We start from the raw sequence: 304 nt of genomic DNA on the forward strand, positions 1-304 counted from the left end.
CCCAGGCCGACTACATTTTCACGGACAAGACGACCTCCATCGGCTCCATCGGCGTCATCATGTCGGTGACCGACCTGTCGGGGCTCTACGAGAAGCTGGGTATATCCGTCGAGAACATCACCTCGGGCGACGCCAAGGACTCCGGCGCCGGCAACCGCCCGCTCACCGAGGAGGAGCGCGCCTGGTACCAGGATCAGGTGGATCAGATCAACGAGGTGTTCATCAACTTCGTCGCCGAGGGCCGCGACATGCCGGTGAAAGACGTGCGCGCGCTGGCCACGGGCCTTACGTTCACCGGCATGGA

1 protein-coding gene is annotated in these 304 nt (G+C 63.5%); it reads left to right on the forward strand.

The genetic code is table 11. The features are described from left to right. Nucleotides 1-304 (forward strand): S49 family peptidase (locus NE591_RS14125; protein ID WP_256156963.1); only part of this gene is annotated, 304 nt, incomplete at both ends.

Source organism: Adlercreutzia sp. DFI.6.23 (assembly GCF_024462535.1).
In the GTDB taxonomy this organism is placed as follows: domain Bacteria; phylum Actinomycetota; class Coriobacteriia; order Coriobacteriales; family Eggerthellaceae; genus Adlercreutzia; species Adlercreutzia rubneri.